Origin of the sequence: Archangium sp., assembly GCF_036277355.1 — a bacterium.
Lineage (GTDB): Bacteria > Myxococcota > Myxococcia > Myxococcales > Myxococcaceae > Archangium.
Window position 1 is genome coordinate 43,452 of record NZ_DASUNC010000152.1, and the last position, 24,019, is coordinate 67,470.

The 24,019-nt window shown below is 69.7% G+C and carries 18 protein-coding genes; 14 read left to right on the forward strand and 4 right to left on the reverse strand.

Annotation, left to right across the window (positions count from 1 at the left end; translation table 11 throughout):
* Positions 1-123: 123 nt before the first annotated feature.
* Positions 124-279 carry a hypothetical protein gene (locus VFZ09_RS37725; RefSeq protein ID WP_329732619.1) on the forward strand — a complete coding sequence of 52 codons (156 nt, stop codon included), beginning with the start codon at positions 124-126 and terminating at the stop codon, positions 277-279.
* Position 280: 1 nt separating this feature from the next.
* Here the strand turns inward: VFZ09_RS37725 and VFZ09_RS37730 are convergent, their stop codons facing one another.
* The 4 genes from VFZ09_RS37730 to ptsP form a co-directional block, all read right to left on the reverse strand.
* On the reverse strand, positions 281-892 hold the full coding sequence (locus VFZ09_RS37730; protein ID WP_329732620.1) for a hypothetical protein: 612 nt from the start codon (positions 890-892) through the stop codon (positions 281-283).
* Positions 893-1,008: 116 nt separating this feature from the next.
* Positions 1,009-2,793: a PTS fructose-like transporter subunit IIB gene (locus VFZ09_RS37735; protein WP_329732621.1), complete on the reverse strand. Its 1,785-nt coding sequence runs from the start codon at positions 2,791-2,793 to the stop codon at positions 1,009-1,011.
* Complete coding sequence (pfkB, locus tag VFZ09_RS37740) at positions 2,790-3,755, reverse strand: 1-phosphofructokinase (RefSeq protein WP_329732622.1); 966 nt, start codon at positions 3,753-3,755, stop codon at positions 2,790-2,792. The genes VFZ09_RS37735 and pfkB overlap by 4 nt, the downstream gene beginning before the upstream one ends.
* Entirely contained in the window at positions 3,755-6,628 is a 2,874-nt protein-coding gene (gene ptsP, locus VFZ09_RS37745) for a phosphoenolpyruvate--protein phosphotransferase (protein ID WP_329732623.1), read from the reverse strand. The genes pfkB and ptsP overlap by 1 nt, the downstream gene beginning before the upstream one ends.
* 111 nt (positions 6,629-6,739) lie before the next feature.
* Here ptsP and cra point away from each other — a divergent pair, with 111 nt between their 5' ends.
* The 13 genes from cra (at position 6,740) to VFZ09_RS37810 (ending at position 23,990) form a co-directional block, all read left to right on the forward strand.
* A complete protein-coding gene (cra, locus tag VFZ09_RS37750; protein WP_329732624.1) occupies positions 6,740-7,723 on the forward strand; it encodes a catabolite repressor/activator in 984 nt (327 codons plus the stop codon).
* Between the two features lie 195 nt (positions 7,724-7,918).
* Positions 7,919-10,003, forward strand: a complete 2,085-nt coding sequence (locus VFZ09_RS37755) for a 3-hydroxyacyl-CoA dehydrogenase NAD-binding domain-containing protein (protein ID WP_329732625.1) — start codon at positions 7,919-7,921, stop codon at positions 10,001-10,003.
* Positions 10,004-10,036: 33 nt separating this feature from the next.
* Positions 10,037-11,233 carry an acyl-CoA dehydrogenase family protein gene (locus tag VFZ09_RS37760; protein ID WP_329732626.1) on the forward strand — a complete coding sequence of 399 codons (1,197 nt, stop codon included), beginning with the start codon at positions 10,037-10,039 and terminating at the stop codon, positions 11,231-11,233.
* A gap of 27 nt (positions 11,234-11,260) precedes the next feature.
* A complete protein-coding gene (locus tag VFZ09_RS37765; protein WP_329732627.1) occupies positions 11,261-12,400 on the forward strand; it encodes an acyl-CoA dehydrogenase family protein in 1,140 nt (379 codons plus the stop codon).
* A 15-nt stretch (positions 12,401-12,415) separates the two neighbouring features.
* Entirely contained in the window at positions 12,416-13,210 is a 795-nt protein-coding gene (thiM, locus tag VFZ09_RS37770; protein ID WP_329732628.1) for a hydroxyethylthiazole kinase, read from the forward strand.
* Between the two features lie 13 nt (positions 13,211-13,223).
* Positions 13,224-13,889 (forward strand): thiamine phosphate synthase, encoded by a 666-nt coding sequence (thiE, locus tag VFZ09_RS37775; RefSeq protein ID WP_329732629.1) that lies wholly within the window; start codon positions 13,224-13,226, stop codon positions 13,887-13,889.
* 254 nt (positions 13,890-14,143) lie between these two features.
* Positions 14,144-14,287, forward strand: a complete 144-nt coding sequence (locus VFZ09_RS37780; RefSeq protein WP_329732630.1) for a hypothetical protein — start codon at positions 14,144-14,146, stop codon at positions 14,285-14,287.
* A 43-nt stretch (positions 14,288-14,330) separates the two neighbouring features.
* The gene (locus tag VFZ09_RS37785) at positions 14,331-15,038 is read left to right on the forward strand and encodes an NAD(P)H-dependent oxidoreductase (RefSeq protein WP_329732631.1); all 708 of its coding nucleotides are present in this window, start codon (positions 14,331-14,333) and stop codon (positions 15,036-15,038) included.
* A gap of 86 nt (positions 15,039-15,124) precedes the next feature.
* Positions 15,125-17,311, forward strand: coding sequence for a fused MFS/spermidine synthase (locus tag VFZ09_RS37790; RefSeq protein ID WP_329732632.1), 2,187 nt, complete (start codon positions 15,125-15,127; stop codon positions 17,309-17,311).
* Positions 17,312-17,604: 293 nt separating this feature from the next.
* Positions 17,605-18,756, forward strand: a complete 1,152-nt coding sequence (locus tag VFZ09_RS37795) for a KamA family radical SAM protein (RefSeq protein ID WP_329732633.1) — start codon at positions 17,605-17,607, stop codon at positions 18,754-18,756.
* 80 nt (positions 18,757-18,836) lie between these two features.
* Positions 18,837-20,162: an ATP-grasp domain-containing protein gene (locus VFZ09_RS37800; RefSeq protein WP_329732634.1), complete on the forward strand. Its 1,326-nt coding sequence runs from the start codon at positions 18,837-18,839 to the stop codon at positions 20,160-20,162.
* Entirely contained in the window at positions 20,152-21,405 is a 1,254-nt protein-coding gene (locus VFZ09_RS37805; RefSeq protein WP_329732635.1) for an MFS transporter, read from the forward strand. Before VFZ09_RS37800 ends, VFZ09_RS37805 begins: the two co-directional genes overlap by 11 nt.
* A gap of 32 nt (positions 21,406-21,437) precedes the next feature.
* Positions 21,438-23,990 carry a DUF5916 domain-containing protein gene (locus tag VFZ09_RS37810; RefSeq protein ID WP_329732636.1) on the forward strand — a complete coding sequence of 851 codons (2,553 nt, stop codon included), beginning with the start codon at positions 21,438-21,440 and terminating at the stop codon, positions 23,988-23,990.
* Positions 23,991-24,019: the final 29 nt, after the last annotated feature.

Below are 24,019 nucleotides of genomic sequence, written 5' to 3' on the forward strand. Positions count from 1 at the left end.
AGAAGGGGCATGCCGTCAGTGTAGACACAAGCCTGCCTCCTCGCATCTCCAGCCCTCGGTTTCACCGGTTTCCATCGGGGTGGGCGCGGGCCCGTCTTCTCCTCCTCCAGCCCGGTACGCGGATTGCTCCCGCATGGCCCGGCACGAGGGGGACGAAGGTGCTCCCAGCGGAGCTCCTACCAGGACTCGAGCTTCCTGGAGGGAGACCTGCCCAACGGCACCCCGGCGATGCTCTACGTCCTCACCGACGCCGGGCTCACGGTGCTGCGCGGCCACTGAGTCACGCCACCATCCACCAGCCGCCGAGCACCACCGAGCCGAACGAGGCGACCGCCGGCACGTGCCGCAGGAGCGCCTCGGGCCTGGGCATGGCGCTCGAGCCGGCGGACAGGGCCGCGGTGAGCGCCGCCATGGCCACGGTGCTGCCCACCATGAAGCCGCCGAGGTACAGCGCCTGCCACACGGGCGAGGAGGCCACCGCGGCCGGGAGCAGCAGCAGCACCGCCGCGGCCCCCGTCAGGCCATGGATGAAGCCGATGGAGAACACGCCCCAGGTGCTCGTCCCGCCGGCCTTGGAGACGGTCGCGTCCCTGGCCGGCTTGCGATGGGACAACCAACGGCGCAACCCCACCATGCCCGTCATCACCAGCGCACCGCCCGCGATGCGCTCGCCCCACGTCCGCAGCACGTCGAGGTTCAGGGCCGCGGCCACCACCACCACGGCCGCCACACACAGCAGGGTGCCGAGCGCATGCCCCAGCCCCCACATCAACCCCACGCGCCACGCCTTCCGGCCGATGCCCAGGGAGAGGGGCGCCAGGCTCAGCAGGTGATCCGGACCGGAGACGGCGTGAAGCGCTCCAGATCCCAATCCAGCAAGGGCAGCAACCATGAACAGCCTCCCAGTGCGCCAGCGCGGCAACACGCTGGTGTCGTGCATGGAAGGATGCGTTCCGGGCCCGGATGTGACCAAGACAAGGTTTTCATCGGGCTGATAGCCCGGGCCTATCAGTGACTCATCCCTGATTTCCCCGCGGCGGCCGGAAGCAGCCGAGGGGGTGCCGCCGTGCCCGGCAGCTCGGCCTGGCCGGTCTTGATCACCGCATACCCGACGCCCACCGCCAGGGAACCGACGGCGATCGACAACAGGTACAGCAGCACGTGATTGACCGCGTTGGGGATCAGCAGCACGAACAGTCCCCCGTGCGGGGCCATGAGTTGCACGCCGAAGTACATCGACATCGCGCCCGTCAACGCTCCACCGATCATGCTGACGGGAATCACGCGCAGGGGATCCTTGGCCATGAAGGGGATGGCTCCCTCGGAGATGAAGCACAGGCCCAGCACCAGCGAGGCCTTGCCCGCTTCGCGCTCCGGCTCCGAGAACTTGTTCCGGGCCAGGAGGCTCGCCAGGCCCATGCCAATGGGCGGCACCATGCCGGCCGCCATGATCGCCGCCATGGGACCGTACGAGCCGGCTCCCGCCGACAGCAGCCCCACGCCAAAGGTGTACGCCGCCTTGTTGATGGGACCGCCCAGGTCGAAGCACATCATCGCGCCGAGCAGCACGCCGAGCAGGATCGCGTTGCCGGAGTTCATGTTCGTCAGGAAGCCCGTCACCGCTGACATGATCGCGGCCATGGGCGCGCCAACGACGTAGATCATCACCAGCCCGGTGATCAGGCTCGCCACGAGCGGGATGATCAGGATGGGCTTCAGGGATTCCACGCTGGCCGGGAGCTTGACGTAGCGGCTCAGTCCTCGTGCCGCGTAGCCCGCGATGAAGCCCGCGGCGATGCCTCCGAGGAAGCCGGCCCCGAGCTCGCTCGCCAGATAGCCGCCAATCATCCCGGGAGCGATGCCGGGCCGGTCGGCGATGGAGTAGGCGATGTAACCGGCGAGCAGCGGCACCATCAGCTTGAACGCCGCTCCGCCACCAATGCGCATCAGCGCCGCCGCCAGCGAGCCCTCCTGCTTGAAGGCGTCGATGCCGAACACGAAGGACAGGGCGATCAGCAGACCGCCCGCGACGACCATGGGCAGCATGAAGGACACGCCAGTCAGCAGGTGCTGGTAGGGACCGCCCGCTGGACGGCCCGGCGCGCCCGCCATGACCTGGGCCTTCTCCAGGGCATCGCGAATCGTCTGCTCGGACTTCTTCAGCGCGGTGCCGGTGGAGGTCCGCCACACCCGCTTGCCCGCGAACCGCGAGGAGTCCACCTCGATGTCGACGGCCAGGATGACCACCTCGGCGTCCCGGATCTCCTCCGCCGTCAGCGGATCCTGCGCCCCCACCGAGCCTCGCGTCTCGACGCGGATGGGATGACCGAGCCCCTGCCCGGCCCGGGTCAGCGCCTCGGCCGCCATGAACGTGTGGGCCACCCCGGTGGGACAGGCCGTGACGGCCACGATCTTCTTCCCGCCCTCCGTGGAAGGCCGGGCCGCGGGCGCCACTTCGGTGGGGCTGGCCGCGGCGTCCGCCGTCAGCGTCCTGGCGCTCTGCTCGGCCTGCGTCAGGAAGGCGTCCGGGTCGGGCAGCGCCTCGGAGATCGGCGCCTGGTGGACGCGCTTGCCGACGAACCGGGAGAGGTCCACGGGCGCGCTCGCCGCGACGACGACCAGGTCGGCGGCCTCGATGGCCTCACGGCCGGGCACGACGACCGGCTCGAGCTGGCTGTGCATCTCCACCGTCACGTTCCAACCGCGCCGCTTCGCGGCACGCTCGAGCCCCCGGGCGGCCAGGAAGGTCGTGGCCACGCCGCTCGGGCAGGCCGTGATGAGGATCACGTTCATCGCTGCGTCTCCCCGGTGAGTGGTTGCCCGGTCAGGCTCCGCACGACCGTCCGCGCCTGGAGCATGTCGAGATCCGCGGCCGATGCATCTCCCACGCCGATGTGGCGCACGGACTCGGCGGCGAGCGCCGTCGCGAAGCGCAGAGTGCGCTCCCGAGGCCAGCCGGACATGACGCCGTGCAGCGCGCCCGCCAGCAGCGTATCGCCAGCGCCCACGGTGCTGACGACGGAGACCCTTGGCGACTCCGCCATCAGGGCGTCACCCCGCTGGGCCCAGATCACGCCCTCGGCTCCGGCGGAGACCAGCACGTCCTCGATGCCCTCGGCATTGAGCCGCAGCGCCGCCTGGAGCCGCGCGTCGGGCGTGTCGAGCGGATGGCCCGCCCAGTCGGCCAGCTCTGTCTCGTTGGGTTTGACGCCCGTGGGCCGCGCGGCCAGGCCCGCCAACAGCGCGGGACCGCTGGTGTCCAGCCACACCGGCATCTCGCGCTCACGAACGCGGGCGATGAGGCTGGCGAGCTGCGCGGGCGTCATGTTCGGCGGCAGGCTGCCCGAGATGACGACCGCCTCGATTCCGGGAAGAAGCGGCCCCAGGCGCACGGTCAGCATGTCCAGGGCATGCGCCGGAATGAGCGGACCCGGACCGTTCAGATCGGTGACCCGCCCGTCCGGCTCGGAGAGCTTCGCGTTGATGCGCGACTCGCCCGGTATCCGGACGAACGCATCGTGCAAGCCGTAGCGGGCGAAGGCGCGCACGAAGGCCGTCTCGTTGTCCGCACCGAGCAGGCCGGACACGGTGACGTCATGGCCCAGGTCCCCGAGCACCCGCGCCACGTTGATGCCCTTGCCGGCGGCGTCGAGCCGGGTGCTCTCGGTGCGGTTGACCTCGCCGAGCCGGATGGGTCCGAGGCGGATCGCGAGATCCAATGCGGGGTTCAGCGTCAGCGTCAGGATCCGGGCCATCACACCACCTCCAGGGCTTCGCGCACCGCGGCGGCGGTCGGCTGCCTCAATGCGAGCGCGGCCAGCTCACGCGCCCGGGGCAGCGTCAGCTCGCGGACGGCGGCCTTCACCAGCGGGACACGGCGGCTGCTCACGGACAGCTCATCCACGCCCAGGCCCACCAGCACCGGGATGGCCTGGGGATCCGAGCCGAGCTCGCCACAGACGCCCACCCAACGGCCCTCGGCATGAGCGGCCTCCACCGTCAGTTGGATCAGCCGCAGCACGGCCGGGTGCAGTGCATCGGACTGCGCGGACAGCCGCGGGTGGCCACGGTCGATCGCGAGCGTGTACTGCGTGAGGTCGTTGGTGCCGATCGAGAAGAAGTCGGCTTGCTTCGCGAGCGTGGGCGCGAGCAGCGCGCAGGACGGCACCTCGATCATCACCCCGAGCTGGACGTCGGCCGCCTTCACCTCGGCCTGCACGCGGTCGAAGATCGCCTTGCCCGCGCGGAACTCCTCGATGTCCTTGACCATGGGGAACATGATGCGCACCGGCCGCTTGCCGGCGGCCATCAGCAGGGCGCGGATCTGCGTCTCCAGCACCTCCGGCCGCATCAGCGTGAGACGGATGCCGCGCACCCCGAGGAACGGATTCTCCTCGTGGGGCATCGGCCAGTACGACAGCGGCTTGTCGCCACCGACATCGAGCGTCCGCGCGACCAGCGGACGGCCCGCCAGCGCATCGAAGGCCTCACCGTACTCGGCGATCTGCGTCGCCAGATCCGGCGCCTCCGCATGCTCCATGAACACGAACTCGGTGCGCAGGAGGCCAATGCCCTCGGCTCCGCGCTCGACGGCATCCGCGGCATGCGCGGTGTTGCCGAGGTTCGCGGCGATCTCCACGCGGTGGCCGTCACGCGTGCGCGCCTCCTCGTGCCTCCGGGCATGGGCCGCGCGCCGCAGCGTCTCCTGCTCCTCGATGCGCCGCTCGGTGCGCTGGCGGCGCTCCGGCGTCGGAGCGGCCACGATGCGCCCACCCTCGCCATCGACGATCAGCTCGACACCGGAGGTCAACGCCAGCACGCGCTCCCCCGCGCCCACCACGGCGGCGATACCGAGGGCCCGCGCGAGAATCGCGCTGTGCGAGGTGGCCCCGCCGCGCGCGGTGACGAGCCCGCGCACCTTCGCCGTGTCCAGCCGCGCGACATCGGACGGCCCCACGTCGTCGGCCACCAGGATGTAGGGCTGCTCCGGCGGCATCGGCATCTCGACACCGCACAGCAGACCGAGCACGCGGCGGCCCACGTCCCGCAGGTCCGCGGCGCGCTCCGCCAGCAACCGGTCCGCCAGCGCTTCCTGCGCGCGCGCCGCCGTGTCGATCGCGCGCCACCAGCCGGCCTCGGCCGACACACCTTCCTCGATGGACTCGAAGGCCGCATCGCGCAGGTCCGGGTCTCCGAGCATCTCCGCGTGGATGGAGAGGATCTGCGAGACCTCTCCCCCCACCGCCCGCTTCACCAACGCCTCGAGCTGCTGGCGGGCACCGTCGAGCGCGCGCTCCAGCCGTCCGCGCTCGTGCGTGGGGACCTCCGCCCGCTCGGGGTAATGGAACTCCGGCAGGCGCAGCACGTACGCGGGCGCGATGGCGAGTCCCGGCGAGGCCGGCACGGCCGTCAGCGGCTCGTCCACCCGGGGAGGGACGACCGGCTCCACCGGAGCGGCACGGGGAGTCTGGGGAGTCCGGGCAGCGCTCTCCTCGCGCGTCTCCTGGAGCGGCGTCACCGGCTCACCGAGGCCCCCCCGCACCGCGTCGGCCAGCGCCGCCACGGCCTGTGCGGCGCCCTCCCCTTCCGCGGAGAACACCAACGTCTGGCCCCGCCGCGCGCCGAGGCTGAGCACACTGGTCAGACTGGCCGCGGACACCGTCTCCCCATTGCCCTCGAGCAACCGGACGCGGACCTGGGCGGTCTGCGCCCGCGCCACCAGCACCAGCTCCCTCGCCGGCCGCGCATGGAGCCCGTGCGCGTTGAGCAGGCGGACCCGAGCGGTCTCGGCCCGCGCGGACTCACCGGCCAGCCGGGCCAGGACCTGATCGGCGGGCAGGCCCGCGAGCCCCCCACCGTCTCCTCGCGCGATCAGCTCATCCAGCCGCACGAGCAGCGCGCGATGGGTGTCCCCCTGGGCCGCGAGACAGAAGACGCCGGAGACCTCGCCCACGTCGTCGCGGAAGTGCTGCTCCGGGGTCGCCAGCGCCAGGGCCGGAGTCTTGACGCCGGAGGCGCCGTACACGAGCCAGAGTCCCTGGCCCAGCGGCAGCGGCATCTGTCCGGCGATCGCCGCGACGAAGCCCGCGTCCACGCAGCCGGCCTGGCGCAGCCGCGCCGCCGCGGCCAGGGCCAGCTCCAGACGGTCTCGGACCGGCACGCCCAGACAGAGCGTCCCGGCATCGAGCCTCGCCGACACCGGCGCGCGGGACAGCGCCGCGATGACCTGGTCCGCGGTCGTCGCACCGGCCAGGGTCTCGGCCACGCCCTCGCGCTCCAGCACGTGCGTGAGCTGACGCAGGATGTCGAGGTGCTCGTCGGACTGCGCGGCGATCGTCACCAGCAGGTTGACGCGGGTGCCGTCGTGCCACCGGATGCCCTCCGGAAACTGCAGCACGCGCACTCCCGTGGAGCGCACGTAGCGCCGGCTGTCCGGCGTGCCGTGGGGGATCGCGATGCCGTGGCCCAGATAGGTGGAGGACTGGGCCTCGCGAGCGAGCAGCCCCTCGCGGTACTCGGCCGAGACACGGCCGGCCTCCACCAACGCGGCGGCGGCCTGGTCCAACGCCGCACGCCAATCGGCGGCGCGGCAACCCAGCCGGACATCGTCCCGAGTCAGCGTCAGCATCCGTTGCGTCCTCCCCGTCCCGAGGCTTATAGATGACTTGCTGAATCGTGTCACCTACGTGGATTCAATGCCAGGGGCCCACCTGGAATTCCCGGGCAGCAGGAGGACGCAGTGACATTGGCGGACATCGCCCGGCTGGCGGGCGTCTCGCGGACCACGGCCAGTTACGTGCTGAACGGACAGGCCGAGGCGCGCCGCATCAGCCCCCAGACGGTGGAGCGGGTGATGTCCGTGGTCCAACGTCACAACTTCCGCATCGACGCCCAGGCCGCCGCACTGCGTCGGGGTGCCAGCCACACGCTGGGCTTCATCGTGCCGGACCTCGAGAACGCCAGCTACGCCCGGCTCGCGAAGCTGCTCGAGCACGGCGCCCGGAAGGAGGGCTACCAGTTGCTGATCGCCGGCTCCGGCGATGACCCCCAGACGGAGCGGGAGCTCGCGTTGACCCTGCGCGCGCGGCGCTGCGATGCGTTGATCGTCGCGAGCGCGCTGCCCGCGAAGGACTCGTTCTACACGGGGCTGATGGAGGGCGGCACGCCGGTGATCGCCGTGGACCGCGCGCTGGACCCGAAGCGCTTCGTCTGTGTCATCAGCGACAACGTGTCGGCCGCCGAGGCCCTGACGGACTCGGTGATGGACGAGCACACCCGGAGCATCGCCTGGCTCGACGCGGTGCCCGCGCTGTCGATCAGCGTCGAGCGGCGCAAGGGCTTCCGGCGTGCCGTCAAGGGACGCATCGAGCACGTCCACGAGCTCACCGGCGCCCGGTACGACCGCGAGAGTGGCGCCCTGTTGATGCGCGAACTGCTCGCCCGGCACGGCCTGCCGGACGCCCTGGTCACCAGCTCCTATACGTTGCTGCAGGGTGTGCTCGACGTGCTGCTCGAGTCACCCGCCGGTCTGCCACGGTCACTGCGGCTGGCGACGTTCGGAGACGATCGGCTGCTCGACTTCCTCCCGCTGCGCGTCAACTCGCTGCCGCAGCGGCACGATCGCATCGCCGAGCTGACGCTGGCGCGCGCGCTGGAAGCGGTGCGGGGCCACTACGCGCCCGGTTGCGAAGTGGTGGCTCGCGAACTCAAGCGCCGCGGTTGAGCGGGCACTGTGTCGCCTGTCGGACCGGTGGAGCGGATGGCTGTTCAAGACGACGGCCCTCTTCGAGGGCGACGAGGGGCGGAAGCAGCACGGCTTCCCGCCCCAAGGCGAATTGCAGGGGTAGGCACGCCAGCGGCCCCGGTATAGTGCGCGGCGCTTGAGCCGCTCCAAGCGCACGCCAAGGGAGGCAGGTGAATGTCGGGACGTTTCGAGGCACGCGGTGACGTGGGCATCCTCTGGATCGACAACCCGCCGGTGAATGCCATCAGTCACGCCGTGCGGGTGGCGCTCCTCGACGGGTTGAAACAGGCGGAGTCCAACGGCGCCATCCAGGCCGTGGTCATCGCCTGCGCCGGGCGCACCTTCATGGCGGGCGCGGACATCACCGAGTTCAGTGGCCCGCTCAAGTCCCCGGGCCTGCCGGAGGTGATCGACGCGCTCGATGCCTTCTCCAAGCCGGTGGTCGCGGCCATTCACGGCACGGCCTTCGGCGGAGGCTTCGAGGTCGCGCTGGCCTGCGACCATCGCGTGGCCGTGGCCAGCGCCCAGGTCGGCCTGCCCGAGGTGAAGCTGGGCCTGCTGCCGGGCGCTGGCGGCACCCAGCGCCTGCCGCGCCTCGTGGGCGTCGAGCCGGCCCTGCAGGCGATGATCTCCGGTGACCCGATCCCCGCGCCCGTGGCGCTCGGCCTGGGTGCCATCGACAAGCTGGTGGAGGGCGACCTGACCGAGGCCGCCGTCATCTTCGCGCGGGAGAAGATCGGCTCGCCGCGGCGCCGGGTGCGAGACCTCACCCTCGCGCCCAACGCCGTCCCCGCCGGCTTCTTCGACACGGCCCGCCAGCGCACCGCCAAGGAGAAGCGCAACCTCTTCTCTCCCCAGCGCATCATCGACGCGGTGGAGGCCGCGGTCACCCTCCCCTTCGACCAGGGCATCCAGCGCGAGCGCGATCTGTTCCTCGAGTGCGCGCGGAACAGCCAGTCCAAGGCGCTCCAGCACGTCTTCTTCGCCGAGCGTCAGGTCTCCAAGATTCCGGGCCTCCCAGCCGACGTGAAGCCCCGCCCCATCCAGTCCGTGGCCATCATCGGCGCCGGCACCATGGGGGGCGGCATCGCCATGAACTTCGCGAACGCCGGCATCCCCGTCACCCTCCTGGAGGTGAACCAGGAAGGGCTGGACCGAGGGCTCGGCGTCATCCGGAAGAACTACGAGGCCACCGCGGCCAAGGGGCGTCTCACGGCCGAGCAGGTGGAGACGCGCATGGGCCTCATCCGCCCCACCCTCTCCTATGACGCGCTGGCCGGAGCGGACCTCGTCATCGAGGCGGTGTTCGAGACGCTCGAGGTGAAGAAGAAGGTCTTCGAGACACTGGACCGCGTCGCCAGGAAGGGCGCCATCCTGGCCACCAACACCTCCTACCTGTCCATCGACACCATCGCCGGCTACACCTCGCGCCCGGCGGACGTGCTGGGGATGCACTTCTTCTCCCCCGCCAACGTCATGAAGCTGCTGGAGGTCGTCCGCGGCGCCCGGACCGCGCCCGACGTGCTCGCCACCGCGCTGGACATCGCCAAACGCATCAAGAAGGTGGGCGTGGTGGCCGGCAACAGCCACGGCTTCATCGGCAACCGCATGCTGGAAGGCTACATGCGCGAGGGCAGCCTGCTCGTCCTGGAAGGCGCCACGCCGCAGCAGGTGGACCAGGCCCTGGTGAAGTTCGGCATGCCCATGGGCGTGTTGCAGATGGGTGACCTGGCCGGACTCGACATCGGCTACAAGTCTCGCAAGGACCGGGACCCCACCACCTTCGAGCCCAGGGCTGGCGCCGTGGCCGACAAGCTCGTCGAGATGGGCCGGCTCGGCCAGAAGACACAGGCGGGCTATTACGACTACCAGCCGGGCAATCGCACCCCGGTTCCCTCCGACGTCGTGGCCCGGGTGATTGAAGAGACGGCGGCCGGGTACGGCATCCAGCGCCGGGAGATCAGCGAGCAGGAGATCCTCGAGCGCTGCTTCCTGGCCATGGTGAACATCGGCTGCGAGGTGTTGCGCGAGGGCATCGCCTACCGCTCGAGCGACATCGACATCGTCTACCTCTACGGCTACGGCTTCCCGGCGCACCGCGGGGGCCCGATGTTCTGGGCGGAGCACGAGGTGGGCCTGCCCCAGGCGCTGGAGAAGATTCGCGAGTACGGCCGGAAGCACGGCGCCCGCTGGTGGACGCCGTCCCCGCTGCTGGAGCGGTGGGTCGCCGAGGGCAAGGGCTTCGCCCAGGCCGTCTGAGCCGGGAACGCACGAGACACCCAGGAGAGCACCATGGACCTGAACTACACCCCCGAAGAGCTCGCCTTCGCCGACGAGGTGCGGCAGTGGGTGCGGGCCAACCTCCCGCCCGAGACGCGGGAGCGCGTCCTCCACCACAAGCGCCTCGGCAAGGAGGAGCAGGTCGAGTGGCAGCGCCGGCTCCACGCGCACGGCTGGGGAGCCCCCCGCTGGCCGAAGGAGTACGGCGGACCCGGCTGGAACTCCGTCCAGCAACACCTCTTCGACGAGGTGCTGTCCGAGGAGGGCGCCCCGCAGGCCCTGCCCTTCGGCCTGAGCATGATCGGCCCCGTGCTGATGGCCTTCGGCAGCCAGAAGCAGAAGGATTACTACCTGCCCCGCATCCTGCGGCAGGACGACTGGTGGTGCCAGGGCTTCTCCGAGCCGGGCTCGGGCTCGGACCTGGCGTCGCTGCGGATGAAGGCGGAGCTGGACGGTGACGAGTGGGTGCTCAACGGGCAGAAGACGTGGACCACCCTGGGCCAGTACGCGAACATGATCTTCCTGCTGGCACGCACGGATCCGGCGGCCAAGAAGCAGCAAGGCATCTCCATGCTGCTGGCGGACATGAGCACGCCGGGCATCACGATCCGGCCCATCATCACCATCGACGGTGAGCACGAGGTCAACGAGGTCTTCTTCGACAACGTGCGCGTGCCGAAGGACCACATCGTCGGCGCGCCGGGCATGGGCTGGAGCTACGCCAAGTTCCTGCTGAGCCACGAGCGCACCAACATCGCCCGGATCGGCCGCTCCAAGTCGGAGCTGACACGGCTCAAGAAGATCGCCACCGAGGAGACGGTGGACGGCGTGCCGCTCATCCAGACCCCGGGCTTCCGCGAGAAGATCGCCGCGGTGGAGATCGAGCTGATGGCGCTGGAGCTGACCAACCTCCGGATGATCGCCGCCGAGCGCGCGGGCCAGGCGCCGGGCGCCGAGGCCAACATGCTCAAGATCAAGGGCTCGGAGATCCAGCAGACGTTGACCGAGCTGATGATGGAAGCGGTGGGCCCCTACGCGTTGCCGTTCAACCCCGAGGCCCGTGAGCCCGGCTGGCACGGAGAGCCGATCGGCCCGGAGTATGCCGCCCCGCTGGGGCCTGACTACTTCAACTACCGCAAGGTGACCATCTACGGCGGTTCCAACGAGATCCAGCGCAACATCCTGGCCAAGGCCGTGCTCGGGCTCTGAGCTCGCGCGGAAGGAAGGAGAACTCTCATGGACTTCAGTCTGAGCGACACGCAGCAGATGCTGCGGGACACCGCCGCCCGGCTCATCCGCGAGCGCTACGGCTTCGAGGCGCGGGCGAAGATATTGGCCTCGGCGGACGGCTTCTCCCGGGAGCTGTGGGCCACCTTCGCCGAGCTGGGCCTGCTGGGTGTGGAGCTGGCCGAGGAGCACGGCGGCATCGGCGGTACCTTCCAGGACCTCGCCATCGTGCTGGAGGCATTCGGCCGCGGCATGGTGGTGGAGCCGTACATCCCCACGGTCGTCCTGGGCGCGGGCCTGCTGCGCGCCGCCGGCAGCGACGCACAGAAAGCCGAGCTGCTACCCCGCCTGGCCGAGGGCAAGCTGTTCCTGGCCTTCGCGCACGGTGAGCCCAAATCGCGTTACTCGCTCACCCACGTCACGACCACCGCCAGGGGCGGCGCTGATGGCTACACGCTCGATGGGGCCAAGGCGGTCGTGCTCGGGGGCGACTGCGCGGACTACCTGATCGTCTCGGCGCGCACGGCGGGCAAGCCGGACGCACAGGACGGGTTGTCGCTGTTCCTCGTCGAGCGCGGCGCGCCGGGCCTGAAGATCCGCGGTTACCCCACGGTCGATGGCACCCGCGCCGCCGAGGTCACGCTCCAGGGTGTGCGGGTACCACGCTCGGCCCTGATGGGACCGGAGGGCGGCGCGTTTCCGTTCATCCAGCAGGCGAGCGACCGTGGCATCGCCGCCCTGTGCTCGGAAGCGGTGGGCAACATGCAGGCGCTCAACGAGGTGACGCTCGACTACCTGAAGACGCGCACCCAGTTCGGCGTGCCCATCGGCAGCTTCCAGGTGCTGCAGCACCACATGGTGGACATGTACATCGCCCACGAGCAGGCGAAGTCCATGGCGATCCTCGCCGCCGGCCGGGCGGACAGCACGGACGCTCCGGCGCGCACCAAGGCGATGTCGGCCGCCAAGGTCCAGATTGGCCGCTCCGGCCGCTTCATCGGCCAGTGGGCCATCCAGTTGCACGGCGGCATCGGCACCACGATGGAGTACAACGCCGGCCACTATTTCAAACGGCTGACCAGCATCGACCGAACCTTCGGCGATGCCGATTTCCACCTGACCCGCTTCGCCACCTCGGACGCGGCGTAGGGAGAGGAGCTCGCGTTGGACTTGATCGCAGGAGTATGGGAGTCGCTGAAGGCGGTGCGGGAGCGTTCGCCGCTCGTGCACAACATCACCAACTACGTCGTGATGAACAACACGGCCAACGCCCTGCTCGCCGTGGGGGCCTCGCCCGCCATGGTGCATGCGCGGGAGGAGGTGGCCGAGTTCGCCGCCATCTCGCAGGCGCTGGTCGTGAACATCGGCACCCTGTCGCCAGAATGGGTGGAGGGCATGCGGCTGGCCATCCACTCCGCGCGCCAGTCCCGGGTGCCTTGGGTGTTGGATCCGGTGGGTGCCGGGGCCACGCGCTACCGCACCACCACCGCCGCCGAGCTGGCCCGGCAGGCGCCCGCCGTCATTCGAGGCAATGCCTCGGAGGTGCTCGCGGTGGCGGGCGAGGCGGGCGCCACACGCGGCGTGGACAGCACCCAGTCCTCCGAGGCCTCGCTCGACGCGGCCCGGCGGCTGGCCTCCAGCCTGGGCACCGTGGTGGCCGTCACGGGCAAGACGGACTACGTCACCGACGGCTCCCGCGTGGTCGCGGTGGATAACGGGCACCCGCTCATGTCCCGCGTGACGGGCATGGGGTGCACGGCCTCCGCGCTCGTGGGCGCATTCCTGGCCGTGGAGCCCGATGCGGTGCTGGCCGCCGCGCGCGCCCTCGTCGTGCTGGGTCTGGCCGGAGAGCTCGCCGCCGAGCAGTCCCGGGGACCGGGCTCGCTGCAGATGCACCTGCTGGACGTGCTCCACACCCTGGACGAAGCCACCGTGCGCACCCGCGCCCGCGTACGCTGAGGAGACGCCCGCAATGCCTCGCCGTGTGCCCGACCTGTCCGTCTACCTCGTCACCGACCGCCTGCTGTCGCGCGGGCGCGAGCTGGTGGACGTGGTGCTCTCCGCGGTACGCGGTGGGGCCACCGTGGTGCAGCTGCGCGAGAAGGACGCCTCGGCCCGCGAGACGCTGGAGCTGGGCCGGGCGCTGCTCCAACGGCTGCGGCCCCTCGGGGTGCCGCTCATCGTCAATGACCGGGTGGACCTGGCGCTGGCGCTCGGAGCGGATGGCGTCCACGTGGGACAGGGAGACCTGCCCCCCGAGGTGGCCCGACGGCTGATGGGGCCCGACGCGCTGGTGGGCCTGTCCATCACCGGGGCGGCGGACCTGCCCACGTTGGACCCGGCGGTGGTGGACTACGCGGGCGTGGGCCCCATCTTCCCCACCGGCTCCAAGGCGGACGCCACCCCGGCGCTCGGACTGGAGGAGCTCGCCCGGCTGCGGCGTCTGCTCCCCGTCCCCGTGGTGGCCATCGGTGGCATCTCCGCAGCCAACGCCCCGGCGGTCATCGCCGCGGGAGCGGACGGCGTATCGGTGGTCTCCGCCATCTGCTCGGCGGACGACTGCGAGCTGGCCGCGAGTGCCCTCGTCCGGGCCGTCCGACAGGGGCTCGCGCGCAGGGCCTCTCCGCCGACAGGGTGACCCTCGCGGCAGGTACTGGACGGTGCGCGTCGCATGGACGACGAATCCTCCGCGGTCTTCTTCTCCGAGCCCGTGGGCCAGACGCCATGGTCGCGGGATGCGTTCCTCGAACAGCGGATTCAGCGGCCGTCTCCCGCTGCTCGTGCTGGCGGTGCTCCTGGCCTCGGCCTGCAACCGGGACAAGAAACCCGAGGGGGCCAGCGCCGGAGCGCCCGGGGCGGAGAAGAAGATCGCCCTCCTCGCTCGGCGCGCTGGTGATCGGCTCCATCTCCAACGGCATGGACCTGTTGGCGCTCTCGGCCTCGGTGAAGTTCATGGTGACGGGGGGTGTACTGCTGGTGGCCGCGTCCATCGACGCGCTCTCGCGCCGGGGCAGGCAGGCCGCGGGCCGGGCGTGAACCCTCCCCGCTCCCGGCGCCGCGGGGATAGACTCGCGGCGCCATGAACGTCTTCATCGTCCACGCCCACCCCGAGCCCCAGAGCTTCAACGGAGCCCTCACCCGTCACGCCCAGCAGGTCCTCCAGGCGGAGGGGCACCAGGTCCAGGTCTCCGACCTGTATGCCATGGGGTGGAACCCCGTCTCGGACCGCCGCAACTTCACCACGGTCGCCAACCCGGACCTCTACAAGCAGCAGGCGGAGGAGGCGCACGCCGTGGCGAACCACGGCTTCGCGCCCGACGTCCAGGCGGAGATGGACAAGGTGAGCACGTGCGACGTGCTCATCTTCCAGTTCCCGCTGTGGTGGTTCTCCATGCCGGCCATCCTCAAGGGCTGGGTGGATCGTGTCCTCGCGTCGGGGTTCGCCTATGGAGGGGGCCGCTGGCACGACCGCGGAGTCTTCCGGGGCAAGCGGGCCATGCTGTCGCTGACCACGGGCGGAGGGGAGACCTATTTCAGCCCCGAGGGCCTGAGCGGCGACATCCTGATGCAGCTCTACCCCATCAACTCCGGCGTCCTGCGCTTCTGCGGCTTCGACGTGCTGCCGCCCCACATCAGCTTCGCGGCGGCGCGGGTGAGCGCGGAGCAGCGCGCGGCGTACCTGGAGTCCTACGCGCAGCGGCTGCGGACCCTGGCCACGACGCAGCCCATCGCCTACCCATCGCTGGCAGAGTTCGACGAGACGTTCCGCCGCCGCGTGACGGGCTGAGCCACCCCTTCCAGAAGCAAGCGGCCGAGCACGGGGGCGAAGCCGTCCCTCGCGCGGGATATGCTGCGCACGAGGACGACCCCCCCATGCTCCGATACGCCGTCACCCTCTTCCTCAGCGCCTTCCTGCTCTTCGGCGTGCAACCGCTGGCGGGGAAGTACTCGCTGCCCTGGTTCGGCGGAACGCCGGCGGTGTGGACCACGTGCATGCTCTTCTTCCAGGCGATGCTCCTGGGAGGGTACGCCTACTCGTATGCCAGCATCCGCTGGTTGCCCCCGAAGCGGCAGGCGCGCGTCCACCTGGCACTGCTGGGATTGACGGTGCTGGTGCTGCTCGGCCGCGCGGTGCTGGTGGGCTCACCCGTGGCACCCGGGCTCGAGTGGCGTCCGGCGGCGGATGGCATCTCCACCGGGCGGCTGCTGGCCATGCTCGCGGCCACCCTGGGGCTGCCCTTCTTCACGCTGTCCACCTCCGCGCCGCTGCTGCAGAGCTGGTTCAGCCGCCTGCGGCCGGACGCCTCGCCCTACCGGCTCTACGCCCTCTCCAATACGGGCTCCCTGCTGGCGCTGCTGGCCTATCCACTGCTCGTCGAGCCCTGGCTGGGCCGGGGAGCGCAGGCGTGGGCGTGGGGGGCGGGCTTCCTCCTCTTCGCCATCGGCAGCGCGGCGTGCGCCATGGGCGTGCTGCGCCACGAGGAAGCCCCCGCGCAGGTGGCCCGGGAGCAGGCCCCGGCGGAGTCCGCGGGCGTGGCACTCCCCCTGGCCTGGCTGGGACTGAGCGCATGCGCCTCGGTGCTGCTGCTGGCCACGACGAATCAGCTCTCGCAGAACGTGTCGGCGGGGCCCTTCGTCTGGGTGCTGCCGCTGGCGCTGTACCTCGTCACCTTCATCATCGCCTTCGAGCGCGAGGCGCTCTACTCGCGCCTCGTCACCTCGCTGCTGCTGTTGCTGGCGGTGGGCGGGGTGACCCGCATGGCCTACGCGGGCGTGCAGGTGTCCCTGGTCGTGCAGCTGCTCATCCACGCGACGGCCCTCTTCTCCGGGGCCCTGCTGTGCCACGGGGAGCTGTACCGGCTGCGGCCCTCGCCGCGCCTGCTCGGCGCCTTCTACCTGTGGGTGTCCGCGGGGGGCGTGCTCGGCGCGGGGCTCGTGCACCTGGTGGCCCCTCACGTCTTCAACACCTACCTGGAGTACCCCCTCACGCTGGGCCTCTGCTGTGTCCTGGCGGCGCTCCTGCTGCTGCGGCGCGCCCCGGACGAGACGGTGGCCCGAGCCACCCTCCGGTACGTACCGGCCCTGCTGCTCATCCTCGTGGCCGGCGCGCTCGGCCTGGCGGTGTCGGAAGAGCGTCACGTGGTCGGCTCCTGGCGCGGCTTCTTCGGCGTGGTGCGCGTGACGGAGCCGATGGGCCGGGACAAGGAGGCGCACAACTTCTCGCTGCGCCACGGGGACATCCTCCACGGCTTCCAGTACACGCGGCCGGAGCGGCGCATGCGGCCCACGACCTATTACACGCCCGAGAGCGGGCTGGGGCTGGCCCTCACCGAGCAGCGGCGGCTCAAGGAGCTCGCGGGGCAGCCACCCGTGCTGCGCGTGGGAGTGCTGGGCCTGGGCGTGGGGACCACGGCCGCGCTGGCGCGCGCCGGAGACACCCTGCGCTTCTATGAGATCGACCCGCAGATCATCTCCCTGGCCAAGGGGATGGGCGGCTACTTCACCTATCTGAGCGACACACCGGCCCGGGTGGAGGTGGTGGAGGGAGACGCGCGCATCCTGCTCGAGCAGGAGCTGGCGCGCGGCCAGGCGCAAGGCTTCGACGTGCTCGCGGTGGATGTCTTCAGCTCGGACTCCGTCCCGGTGCACCTGCTCACCGAGGAGGCGGTGGACACCTACCGGCGGCACCTGGCCCCCGGTGGCGTGCTGGCGCTGCACATCAGCAACCTGCACCTGGATCTGCTGCCCATCGCCGTGGCGCACGCGTGGGCCACTGGCCTGCATGCCACCATGGTGTCCACGGAGGCGAAGGAAGACGCGCGCAGCAGCCTCTGGGTGTTGCTCGACCAGGAGGGGAGCTTCGGCCGGGGAGAGACCTTCACGCGCGCGGGCAATCGGGCCCAGCGGGTGGCCTTCATCAAGGCCCCTCGGAGGCGGTGGACGGACGAGCGCAACAGCCTGCTGCCGTTCCTCCACGTCCTCGAGGTGGACCAGGAAGGCCTCGTCGCGCTCGGAGACGCCGAGCCGCCCGCTCCCGTGGCCGCCCCCGCCGGCCCCTGAGCGCGGCATGACGGGCAACGGCCACACGCTCAGCTTCACCGCCGAGCTGGCCTGCCAGAGCCGCTGAGCCCACGCGCTGACCTCGACATCACCGGCCGCGCTCGGTCCATCCGGGCGCGGCCGTTCTCGTTTGTGCGCCCGACATGGTGCGTCAGGCAACCCAGCCCCCCACCAGGAAATTCAATCCCTTATCGGAGACCTACACGGGCCCGGCCGCCCCGTCATCGGGTTACGTCAGTCCCATTTCGTATACCGCAGCCAGTGTTGCCCAAGCCCAGACAAGGAGGCACCAAGTGACTGCGCCCGCGAAGTTCACCCCCGAGACCCTGTCCAGCATTCCCGAGTCGAGCCATGCCGAGATGGTCGACGAGGTGAAGTCCCGTTTCCGCTATGCCACCACGCGCTACATCAAGAACCTGATGGAGCAGTCCGACGCGGTGCGCAAGCAGTTCGAGCCGAGCTTCTATGAGTTGATGGACTTCGGCAAGGAACAGCCTTTCGAAGAAGGCAAGGACAACTCCGGCATCTATGGCCTGGAGCGCATCTACGAGGATCGCGCCGTCATCACCCCCTATTTCGGCTGCGCCTCCTACTGCCGGTACTGTTTCAAGAAGACCCGCACCCTCGCCGGTGACAACAAGGTGATGCCGGAGGAGAACATCGATGCGGCGTTGGAGTACATCCGCGCGGATCCGCGCATCACGACGGCGTTGATCACCGGCGGCGATCCCCTGGCCAAACCCGCGCTGGTGTACAAGATCCTGGAGCAGCTCTCGTCGATTCCGCACATCACCAAGATTCGCATCGGCAGCCGGCACATCCTGTTCCAGCCGGACAGGATCACCACCGAGCTGGCCGAGCGCATCGCCAGCTACAACCGGGTCGATCCCGAGAAGCCGCTGGCCTCGAAGAACATCTCCATCGGTGTCTCCATCAATCATGCCGACGAGCTGCAGCCGGAGGTGATCCGCGCGGTGCAGCAGTTCACCAAACGGGGCGTCACGGTGCGCGGCCAGATGGTGCTGATGAAGGGAATCAACGACGACGTCGCCACCCTGAAGAACCTGCTGGATCACTTCCTGGCCATTGGCATCGTGCCCTACTACCTGTTCCACTGCATGGATGTGATTGGCACCTATCACATGCGGACCAGCGTGCAGCGGGGGTTGGACATCCTGGCGCAGCTGGCCGAGTTCTCGGGGACGTACGCGGTGCCCTACGTCTATGTCACGCCCGTGGGCAAGCACCGCGTGGCGCCAGGCATGACGCTGGACTACGAGGAGATCGACGGCAAGCGGTACATCCGCAGGACCTCGCCCTACAAGGCCGAGCGCTTCCTGGCGTTCTCCGGCAAGAAGAGCCTGCCCGCGCTCCATGAGGTGGACGAGAACGGCTACATCGTGTCCCGTTACCTCGACGGCAACGACACCTACCTGCCCTACTGATTGAACGCCCGGCTCCTGGCCACCCGCCGCCCGAGAGGGATGGGCGGCGTGGCCGGGCAGCGCTTCAGCGAGAGACTCACATGTCCCAACCGACAATCCTCCTTCTGGAGAAGTTCTCCTTTTATTCGACCTGCGCGGTCGCCCGCCGAGCGGTGGAGATGGGCTTCGCGGTGGTGGTCGTGGCGCCGACGACGATCCCCGAGCATCTGGTCAAGGATCAACCGTTCGAGCTGATCCGGACCGATGACTGGTCATCCGCCAACCTGAGTGCCCTCTACGAGCAGCTGGCCAGCACACGCCACATCGTGGGCATCAACACCATCCTCGGCTTCTTCACGGGCCAGGGGCTGTTGGGCATGCAGGTCGCGGAACTGGCACGCCAGCATGGCCTGCCCCACAACAACCCGGAGGCCCTGCTGCGGGCCAACAACAAGTACCTGATGCGCCAGACCCTGCAGCAGGCGGGGGTCTATACCATCCGCCATGCGCTGGCCGGCAACGACGCGGAGCTCGAGGAAGCGGTGCGCACGGTGGGCTTCCCGCTGATCATCAAGCCCCTCGTCGGTGTGGGCTCCAGCTTCATCTCCCGCTGCACCACGCTGCAGCAGGCGCGCGAGGTGCTCCGGCACTACCTGGAGAACGTCCGCAAGGGCTACTACGCGCACTTCTTCGCGGCCCATGAGTACCAGGACCCCCGGCATGGCACGCGGCGCTTCGATCCCTTGTCCCAGGTGCTGGTGGAGGAGGCCATCGACGGTTGGGAGCTCAGCGTGGAGTTCCTCTGTACCGAGGACACGGCCTACCCGGTCCTCATCCATGACAAGCTCGACGTCACGCAGGAGGCCTACTGCTCCTACGAGAATCTGCTGGTCACCCCGCCCGTGCGGCTGGACGAGACCATGCAACAGCGCGTCCGGGACTACACCGTCGACGTCATCCGCAGTCTGGGATTGAAGAACTGCTTCTGCCACGTCGAGCTGCGCTACGACAGCCAGGGGCGTCCGAGCGTCATCGAGGTCAACCCGCGCATCGGAGGCATGCGGGTGAGCGACAGCTTCAAGACGCTCGCGAACGTCGACTACGCGGACACCTTCATCCGTCAGACGGTGGGCCAGCCGGTCGACAAACCTGTCGTCCAGAAGCCCGAGGGCCTGTACGGCATGATGGCCCTCTACCCCCGCCGGGGTGGCGTGCTCCGGCGCATCACCGGGTTGGAGCAGGCGTCCGCCATTCCTGGCATGGTGGACATCGCCGGCTATGCCAGGCCTGGAGACCGCGTGGGGGGTGACTACGAGGAGGTGTTCGTGGTGGATGCCTGGTTCAAGGGCAACTCGGTGGCCGACATCCATCGCATCGATGAGCAGATCCGGGCGCAGGTCGCGGTGGAGGTGGAAGTTGGCGCCTGACTCCACCGGCGCCGCTCCGCCGGCCTCCAACGCGGTGCTGCTGGTCTCGGCCCGCTTCGTCTCCGACGTGGGGGCCTTCCTCAACATGGTGGCCCTGTCCACCTACGTCTACCTGCAGAGCCGCAATGCCATCATGGTGGGGATATTCCTGGCATGCCGCGTCAGCGGTGGCATCGCGGCCAGCCTGATGGGCACCGTCTTCTTCCGCCGATTCCCCGGCCGCGCCCCGCTCGTGGTGCTCGACGTCATCCGTGCCGGCGCCATTGGCCTGTTGCTCCTGCTGCCCTCGGAGCTGCATGTGCCCGTGCTGCCGTTCATCGCCCTGGCACTGGGGCTGTGCAACGCGCTGTTCTCCATTGGCCTCAACAGCCAGTTGCCAGGGCTGGTGCGGCAGGAGCTGCTCATGCGGGTGAACGCCTGGCTGACGTCCATGTCGTCGCTGGGCATGGTGCTGGGCAGTCTGGCCTCCGGTCTGCTCATCGCCCTGGCCAGCTATCAGGCGGTCTTCGCCATCAATGTGCTGACCTACCTGGTGGCGGGGCTGCTCATCCTTCCGCTGCGAAGTGAAGGGAGCGCGGCGGCCAGCCGGAGTAGCGGAGGCAGCAGCTATCTGGACGAGTGGCGGCAGCTGCGCGTGGGCCTGCGGGCGCTGCCAGTCCTGGCCTCCATGCTGCTGGTGACGCTGTTCGATACGTTGGGGAGCGCCGCCCACAACGTCGGCTTCCCGGTGCTCGCCAAACTGATCGATGCACAGGGCGCCGCCCGGGTGATGGGTTTCCTGCTGGCCTGCTGGGCCGTTGGCAAGTTCGCCGGGGCCCGTCTGGCCAGCGGCCTCGGCCGGCGCGCTCCCCGGCCGGAGCCCTGGTTGGAGCGGATGTTCTTCGCCGGGGTGGTGATGATGTCCGCCGGCTTCATCCTCTGCTTCCGCCAGGACGGCCTGCCGCTGCTCCTGACCTTCGCGGCGTTGGCCGGGTTGGGTGACGGGCTGGCCGAGGTGGCGCTGGTGTCCCGCGCCCAGCGGACGAGTGACGAGCTCCGGCTGCCCATCTTCAGCCTGCTCACCCTCATGCAGATGGTGGGGTTTGGAATTGGCATGCTGATCTCCGCGCCATTCTTCGAGTGGATGCACCCGGCGGGAGTGGTGGCGCTGTTCCACGGCCTGCCGCTGCTGGCGGTCGCGATCATTGGCTTGCGCCTGCTCATGGCGGGGCGCCGTCCGAAACTCGGCATCGAAGCATCCTGACGCGTTGGATACCCAGGGAAGGAAACAGGACCGTGTCAAGGCTCGCGGCAATGATGGCGGCGTGGGTGGCATTGCCCGCGCTGGCGGCGGTGGAGGGGCCTGGGGTGGGGCAGCTCATCCAGGCCACTCGCACCACGGCGCAGATCCGGGCGGATGGGAAGTTGGACGAGCCCGCCTGGCAGCAGGCGCCGGTGTTCGACGCCTTCGTGCAGACCTTCCCCAAGGCCAATGCCGCTCCGTCCCAACGCACGCAGATGCGTGTCTTGTACGACGAGAACAATGTCTACTTTGGCTTCCACCTCCAGGACTCGCGGCCGGAGGAGATCATCCGCAACCTGGGGCGGAGGGATCAACCGCCCTACTCGGACGCCATCCAGGTCATCATCGACTCCGCGCATGACCATCGCACCGGCTATGTCTTCAAGGTGACCGCGGGCGGGGTGCAGGCGGACTCGCTCCTGTTCCAGGACATCAAGGAGACGCAGGAATGGGATGCCGTCTGGGACGGCGCCGCCGCCATGGCCCCCGACGGCTGGACGGCGGAGCTCATCATCCCCTTGCGGATCCTCCGTTACCCGTCCGCCCCGGTGCAGACGTGGGGCTTCGCCGCCCAGCGCACCATCGCCCGGCTCTTCGAGGAGAACCTCTCGGTCTTCATCCCTCGTGACGCCAACGGCAGGGTGTCCCGGCTGGGCCACCTCACCGGGCTGGAGCAACTCCAGAATACGGGGCGTCTGGAGCTCACGCCCTACGCCGCGACCCGCATGGTGCTGCGGCCGCAGTTCTCCGATGCCACCCGCCCCGAGCCACGCCTGTGGGTTCCCTCCGCGGATCTGGGGGTGGACGTGAAGGCCGCGCTCACCTCCGAGCTGACGCTCAACGCCACCATCAACCCGGACTTCGGACAGGTGGAGGCGGATCAGATCATCCTCAATCTCTCCACCTTCGAGCAGTACTTCCCGGAGAAGCGGCCCTTCTTCACCCAGGGGATGGATCTGTTCCAGCCCGTGCTGGGCACGGATTCGCCGCACCAGCTCTTCTACTCGAGACGGATCGGCCTGGACGCGCCCATCCTGGGAGCGGCGAAGCTGACGGGGACGGTGGGCAAGGGGCTGGACGTGGGCTTCCTGGACGTGCTCGTGGCGGGCGCGCAACGCAACAACACGGACGAGGCGCGGCCGGACCGCGGCCTCCGGTTCAATCTGACACGGCCGCTGCACCTGGGCCCGGACCACGAGTTGCCCGCCACCCTGCCGGTGCCGGAGAACTACTTCGTGGGCGTGGTGCGCGGCGCGGTCGGTGCCAACTCCACCGTGGGGGCGCGCGTCAGCTCGGCGGTGCCCCTCACCCGCCGTTGCACCGAGGCGGAGGCCGCCCTGCCCGTCCCGCCGCCCTCCTGCTCCGCCCAGGGCGGCAACGCCGCAGCGGTGGACTGGGATCTCCACACGGCGGACGGCACCTGGGCGATCCAGGGGCAGCTGGAGGGCTCCCAGGTGGTCGGCGGGCCCCCCTCGCGAACGCTGCGAGACGGCGTCGTGCTGGAGCGAGGGGCGGGCGGCTTCGGCGGCTACGTCGCCGCCGGGAAGCTGGGCGGCGAGCCATTCCGCTTCGACGTCAACTACCGCTACGCCTCACCCACCCTGGATCTCAACGCGGTGGGGTTCCTCCGCAGCCAGAACCAGCAGATCGCCGGACTGGGACTGCACTACACGCGGCCCAATGGCGTGGGCGTGCTCCACCGCTTCGACGCGGACTTCACCGCGTCGCAGTCGTGGACCACGGATGAGCGCCTCCTCCCGCGCAACGGGTCGGCGGTCCTCAACGTCCGCGGCGTCTTCCCTGGCTGGCACACCCTGGGTACCGAGCTGGGCTTCACCTCGCTCGGGTATGACGTGCGGGAGATCTCCGGGACGGGCCTCGGCTTCTACCGCCGGCCGGAGCTCTACCTGGCGCTCCTGTGGAACACGGACGAGAGCAAGTCCTTCTTCGTGAACACCTTCGCGGCCGTTGGCTTCAACAAGCAGATGGATGGCAGCGTGAAGCTGGGTTACGGCTCCACCGTGAGCGCCATCTTCCGGCCCAATGACTGGCTGGAGACGCGGCTGAGCCTCAACGTGGACCGCACCGTACACGGGCCTCGCTACCTGGAGCCCGGAGAGGCGGAGCAGTACTTCTTCGGAGATCTGCGCTCGGAGTTCGCCTCGATCACCCTGCGGCAACAGTGGGTGGTCACCCCGAGGCTGACGCTCCAGGCCTACGCGCAGCTCTTCACGGATTTCGGCCGCTATGGCACCTTCTACGAGGCCCGCCCCCGTGGCACGACCATCCGGGTGGACAGGGATCTGGTGCCCACCAGCTATGTGGGCCCTCCCGGCTTCCACGACGCGGCGCTGAATCTGAACCTGGTGCTGCGCTGGGAGTACGGGCTGGGCTCCACCCTGTTCCTCGTCTACAGCCGCTCGCAGCACGAGGGCCCCTACCCCAAGGGCGTCACGCCGCCCGCGACCCTCCTGCCCGGCAATCTCCTCTCGGGGCCCGCCAACGACGCCTTGCTCGTCAAATGGTCCTATTGGTGGAGCGTGTGACGAGCTCATGCCCCATCTCCTTGAGTGAT